Source organism: Bradyrhizobium sp. PRIMUS42, assembly GCF_023006515.1.
Lineage (GTDB): Bacteria > Pseudomonadota > Alphaproteobacteria > Rhizobiales > Xanthobacteraceae > Bradyrhizobium.
Window position 1 is genome coordinate 1 of record NZ_JALBGZ010000493.1, and the last position, 4,882, is coordinate 4,882.

Below are 4,882 nucleotides of genomic sequence, written 5' to 3' on the forward strand. Positions count from 1 at the left end.
AGGGCGCGCATCTCGGCGACCTGGCGACGCTCGATGCGCGCGAGCGGCGCGTTGCGCAGGATCTCGTTGCGGAGATTTTCGGCCTCTTCGCGGGCGTAGAGGGCAAGCCCCTGGGAAACCGTGTCGCGCACCGCTTCGCGTAGCGCATCGAGCGCAGCGCGCAGACGCTCGGCCAGTGCCGGGTTGGTCGCGGTCAGCTCGTCGAGATCGTCGCGCAGGCGTTGGAGGCCCATGGCGTCGAGGATGCGGCTTGAGAAGATGCCGCGCTGGGTGGAGTAGCGGATGTCCGAGAGGGAGGCAGTCCCGGAGGCGCTGGCGATGGCGGCTGCGATCGCATTGCGGTCCTGCGACAGCAGCATCTGCGCAAGCTGGCCCAATTCCTGGGGAGGCTGGCTTTCGCCCGCTTCGCCTGCCGCCTCAGAGGAGGGCGACTGATCCGCATCCTGCGAAGCGTCCTCGCTGTCGGCTTCGGGCTGATCCTGTCGCGGCTCCGGCTGGCTGAAGAAAAGGTCAAAACAGTCGCCGAGTGCGAGCTTCTCGTCCTGGGATTTGGCGAGCGTCAGAAGCAGTGAATCGCGCAGGATGGCCCGGTCGGAAAAGCCGACCTGCTTGACCGCACGCATCGCATCGATGCTCTCCGCAGGCGAGACGTGAACGCCGACGCCCCGTGCTGCCCGAAAGAAACGATGGAGGTTCTCGCGCATCGGCGTCAACCGAAGACGTTGGACCGTGCCGCCTTGGCAATGAAGGTCGTCACCTGCGGCCTTGCTGCCTCGATGTCGGCTTCGTATTTCAGGAGCACGTTGAGCGTGTCCTTGACGATATCGGTGTCGAGCTCCGTGGCCTGGAGCAGCACCAGGACGCGCGCCCAGTCGATGGTCTCGCTGACCGATGGCAGCTTCTTCAGATCGAGCGAGCGGATCTCGTGGATGAAGCCGACCATCTGCCGGCGCAGCGTCTGCGAGATGCCGGGCACGCGGCTTTCGACGATGCGCTCCTCGAGCCGCTGCTCGGGAAAACCGATATGCAAATGCAGGCAGCGGCGCTTCAAGGCGTCGCCGAGGTCGCGCTCGCTGTTGGAGGTGAGGATCACGGTCGGCGGTGTGATGGCCGAGACGGTTCCGAGCTCGGGGATCGTGACCTGGAAGTCGGACAGGATCTCCAGCAGCAGCGACTCGAATTCCGCGTCCGACTTGTCGATCTCGTCGATCAGCAGAACGCAGCCGCCCGGCTGCTCCAGCGCCTGGAGCAGGGGGCGCGGCTCGACGAATTCCTTGGAGAAGAACACGTCGCCGAAATCATGGAGTTGGTCGAGCGCGGCATGCAGGGTCTGCGCGCCGCCCAAGACTTCGCCAAGCTTGTCCTTGAGGATCTGGGTGTAGAGGAGCTGCTTGGCGTATTTCCACTCGTAGAGCGCCTTCGCCTCGTCAAGGCCTTCGTAGCATTGCAGGCGGATCATCTTCATGCCGCGCCAGGCCGCGATCGCCTTGGCGAGCTCGGTCTTGCCGACGCCCGCGGGGCCCTCGACCAGGATCGGCTTCTCGATCTGCTGCGACAAATAGACGGCGGTCGCGATCTGCCGGCTCGCGATATAGCCCTGCGCGGCGAGGCCGCTCTCCACTGCCTCGATCGAGGTCGAGGCCTTCTGTTCAGCCACGAAAGGGCGCTCCCAAAGGTCTTGCTTGAGGCTTGTTCTGCCTGCGTTCCCGGCAAAGAACAAGCCTCGTTTGGGAGGCATCAGACCCGCGCGGACCGCGCTTTTTCCGCTTAGCGCAAATAGTTGAGCGGTTCGCCGTTCGCGCGATCAGTGCCGCAGCAGCTCCGGCTTGCGGATGGTCTGTCTGACCTCGGCGCCGCAATCGGCGCATTCATAGACAAAGTCGATCTTGGCAAGGCTCCAATGCGGTTCGACCTCGCGCACATACATCGGAAGGAACCCCATGCACGAGGGGCAATTCACGGGCGCGATTTCGACATCCTGATGATGCTGTACATAAGCTGGCATCTCGGCTCTCCTTCGCAGGCGACCACCAAACCCGCGCCGAAGCTACTGCCGGTTGCTCCGGGCGCGTCATCAACTCTTTCGAACGGAGATGGAACGGCGGAGGTTTGTCGCTCGCTGTGACATTCTTGTTACGGGTCCGTACTGTAACGGGCGGACTGAATGCCTATTTCTGCGGCCAATCCGGCTCTTCGGATCCTCACCCAACGATAAGGGAGCAACGCCCATGACGCATGCCATTCGCTTTCACAAGACCGGCGGTCCGGAAGTCCTGGTCTGGGAGGAGGTCAGCGTCGGCAAACCCGGACCGGGCGAGGCGCGCATCCGCCACACCGCCGTCGGTCTCAACTTCGTCGATATCTACAACCGCTCGGGCCTGTACCCGGCGCAACTGCCGAGCGGGCTCGGCAGCGAGGCGGCCGGCGTAGTTGAGGAGGTCGGCCCAGGTGTCACCGATCTGAAGCCGGGCGATCGTGTCGCTTACGGCGCCTCGCCGCTCGGCGCCTATTCCGAGGCGCGGCTGATCCCTGCGGACCGCCTGCTGAAGCTGCCCGATGGCGTCGACGACAAGACCGCGGCGGCGATGATGCTCAAGGGGCTCACAACGCAATATCTGATCCGGCAGACCTATCGGGTGAAGGCCGGCGATACCATCCTGCTGCATGCCGCGGCCGGCGGCGTCGGTCTGATCCTGGGCCAGTGGGCCAAGCACCTCGGCGCGACCGTAATCGGTACCGTCAGCAATGACGAGAAGGCCAATCTTGCCAAGGCGCATGGCTGCGACCACGTCATCATCTACACGCGCGAGGATTTCGTGAAGCGGGTCGACGAGATCACGGGCGGCAAGAAGGTCCCCGTGGTCTATGATTCCGTCGGCAAGGACACGTTCCTGAAATCGCTGGATTGCCTCGCGCCGCTCGGCGTCGCCGCGCTGTTCGGTGCGTCCTCTGGCGCCGTCGAGCCGCTCAATCTCGGTTTGCTCGCGCAAAAAGGCTCGCTCTACGTCACCCGGCCGACGCTGTTCACCTACGCCGCCAAGCGCGAAAATCTGGTCGCGATGGCGAATGAGCTGTTCGACGTCGTCAAGTCCGGTGCGGTCAAGATCGAGGTGCACCAGACCTATCCATTGAAGGACGCCGCAAAGGCGCATGCCGATCTCGCCGCACGCAAGACCACGGGGTCGACCGTCCTGCTGGTGTAATGTCCGGGCGGACGGTGGCGCGGGCTATCCGGTCTGCGTCACGTCTGCTCGTGCTTGCGCAGATCGCGGACGTGATCGAGGCGGGATGCCTGGAGGTCGACATCCTCCGGCGGGATCTGGGGCAGGGCGGCCTCGGTGAGGATGGCCTCGGTGACGTCCTCGACCGAATTCTCTGCAATTTCGTGGATGAACGAGACATTCCGGTATTCACCCGAGGCGATGCGGGAGATGACCTCACGCCTCGTGATCTCAGGATCGACGACCGCCTCGCGGCCGCGCCGTCCATAGTCGATCATCACGACGAAATACTGCATGAAAACGAGCCTGCCGCGTCCTGTTGTGGGGCGCGGCAGAGTATTTCCGAAAAACGGAATCAAGTCAAGTCTGATTTCTAAAAAATCGAAATCAACTGGCCGAGGCCCTCACTTCCCCTTCTTGCGGGGGCGCGCCGACTTCGCGCGCAGCCGCTCGAGCTGCCCTTTGGGCATCGACAGGCAGATCTCTCCGACCCACTCCAGCTTCACGCCGACGATCGGCTTGGCATTGAAGCTGGTGAGATTGACGACGGACGGGCTTTTCCCCCGCTCGATGGTCTTCAAATAGCGTTCGCCGGTCTTGAGCCGGACCACGGCCTCTTCGCCGTAGAAGCTCGACAGCGGATGGCGCTGGTCCTTGTAGACCACGATCACGTCGCCGCTCTCGTATTTGGGCAGCATCGAATCGCCCACGATCTCGAATGCGACGGTCTCTTCCATGATCGGGAAGGGCAGCGCGATGTCGCCGAGCCCTTCCGGCGGAACCTGCTCATAATCCGGCTCGATCACGGCGCCGGCGCCGACGCGGCCCATGATCGGCGCGAGATTGAGCTCGAGATATTCCATGATCGGAATGATTTCCGAGGCCTTCACCAGGCGTTCGCCGCCGAGGATCTCCGAGACCGCGCCGGGCCGCACGCCCATGGCCGCCGCCAGGCCGCCCTTGCTCTTGCCCGTCTTCTCCAGGCCCCGCTCGATCATTCCAACGTCCAACATGGTGATTCCCTCGATTGCGCACCGACTTGCCTCTTGTAATCCGAAATTCGGAATTATTGCAATTATGAATATCAGAATTATCGCTTGACTTGATCTTCGGAATACCGGAATGTGCGTTTCGCCTCCCGGTCATGCGATCGGAGGAGGCGCATCACAGGACAGCAACATGGAACCGGGCCATTGGCCGTCGGAGCATTCCGACGCGCTTCGCGACTATTTTCGCAAGGGCATGTCTTATGCGGAGATCGGACGACAGATTAACGCAAGGTTTGGAACGGCTTACACGCGCAATGCGGTGATCGGCCGCGCCAAGCGGCTCCGGCTCGTGATACCGGAATGGATCGCGAGCCCGTCGATCGCGCCGTATTTGCCTGGTGAAGCTCCGGTTTCGCCGCGCCGCGCGGTGTTGCCGAACCTGAATGTGCCGCCGAAGTCCGCAATGAAGCCAGCGGTGCCGGTGAAGTTGCGCTGCGTCGGGGTTCAGCCGCGCCTGATGCAACTGGTTGAACTCGAGCCGGCCGACTGCCGCTATCCCTATGGCGGCGACAAGGACGGGGAGGAGATCGCCTTCTGCGGCCATCCGCGCCAGCCGGGCTCCAGCTATTGCGCGCCGCATGCGAGCCTGGCGCGTCGCTCTGGTGCTGCGTC

6 protein-coding genes and 1 pseudogene are annotated in these 4,882 nt (G+C 63.3%); 2 read left to right on the forward strand and 5 right to left on the reverse strand.

Annotation, left to right across the window (positions count from 1 at the left end; all coding sequences use genetic code 11):
* The 3 genes and pseudogenes from MOV75_RS27480 to MOV75_RS27490 all read right to left on the reverse strand — a co-directional run.
* Positions 1-704, reverse strand: a pseudogene (locus MOV75_RS27480) (VWA containing CoxE family protein); the annotation flags it as partial.
* 5 nt (positions 705-709) lie between these two features.
* Positions 710-1,657 (reverse strand): MoxR family ATPase, encoded by a 948-nt coding sequence (locus tag MOV75_RS27485; RefSeq protein ID WP_246930759.1) that lies wholly within the window; start codon positions 1,655-1,657, stop codon positions 710-712.
* 147 nt (positions 1,658-1,804) lie between these two features.
* On the reverse strand, positions 1,805-2,005 hold the full coding sequence (locus MOV75_RS27490; protein WP_246930757.1) for a hypothetical protein: 201 nt from the start codon (positions 2,003-2,005) through the stop codon (positions 1,805-1,807).
* Between the two features lie 223 nt (positions 2,006-2,228).
* Between MOV75_RS27490 and MOV75_RS27495 the strand changes: the two genes are divergently transcribed.
* On the forward strand, positions 2,229-3,203 hold the full coding sequence (locus MOV75_RS27495) for a quinone oxidoreductase (RefSeq protein ID WP_246930755.1): 975 nt from the start codon (positions 2,229-2,231) through the stop codon (positions 3,201-3,203).
* A 38-nt stretch (positions 3,204-3,241) separates the two neighbouring features.
* Here the strand turns inward: MOV75_RS27495 and MOV75_RS27500 are convergent, their stop codons facing one another.
* Together MOV75_RS27500 and MOV75_RS27505 are read right to left on the reverse strand one after the other, a co-directional pair.
* Positions 3,242-3,517 (reverse strand): hypothetical protein, encoded by a 276-nt coding sequence (locus MOV75_RS27500; RefSeq protein WP_246930753.1) that lies wholly within the window; start codon positions 3,515-3,517, stop codon positions 3,242-3,244.
* 108 nt (positions 3,518-3,625) lie between these two features.
* The gene (locus MOV75_RS27505) at positions 3,626-4,234 is read right to left on the reverse strand and encodes a S24 family peptidase (RefSeq protein WP_246930751.1); all 609 of its coding nucleotides are present in this window, start codon (positions 4,232-4,234) and stop codon (positions 3,626-3,628) included.
* 166 nt (positions 4,235-4,400) lie between these two features.
* Between MOV75_RS27505 and MOV75_RS27510 the strand changes: the two genes are divergently transcribed.
* Positions 4,401-4,882, forward strand: a 482-nt coding sequence (locus MOV75_RS27510; RefSeq protein WP_247006933.1) for a GcrA family cell cycle regulator, incomplete at its 3' end; no start/stop codon positions are given.

What these genes read in the sequence shown, in the direction of transcription:
- MOV75_RS27490 (WP_246930757.1), bottom strand. Translation starts at nt 2,005, where the DNA reads ATGCCAGCTTATGTACAGCATCATCAGGATGTCGAAATCGCGCCCGTG.
- MOV75_RS27495 (WP_246930755.1), top strand. Translation starts at nt 2,229, where the DNA reads ATGACGCATGCCATTCGCTTTCACAAGACCGGCGGTCCGGAAGTCCTG.
- MOV75_RS27500 (WP_246930753.1), bottom strand. Translation starts at nt 3,517, where the DNA reads ATGCAGTATTTCGTCGTGATGATCGACTATGGACGGCGCGGCCGCGAG.
- MOV75_RS27505 (WP_246930751.1), bottom strand. Translation starts at nt 4,234, where the DNA reads ATGTTGGACGTTGGAATGATCGAGCGGGGCCTGGAGAAGACGGGCAAG.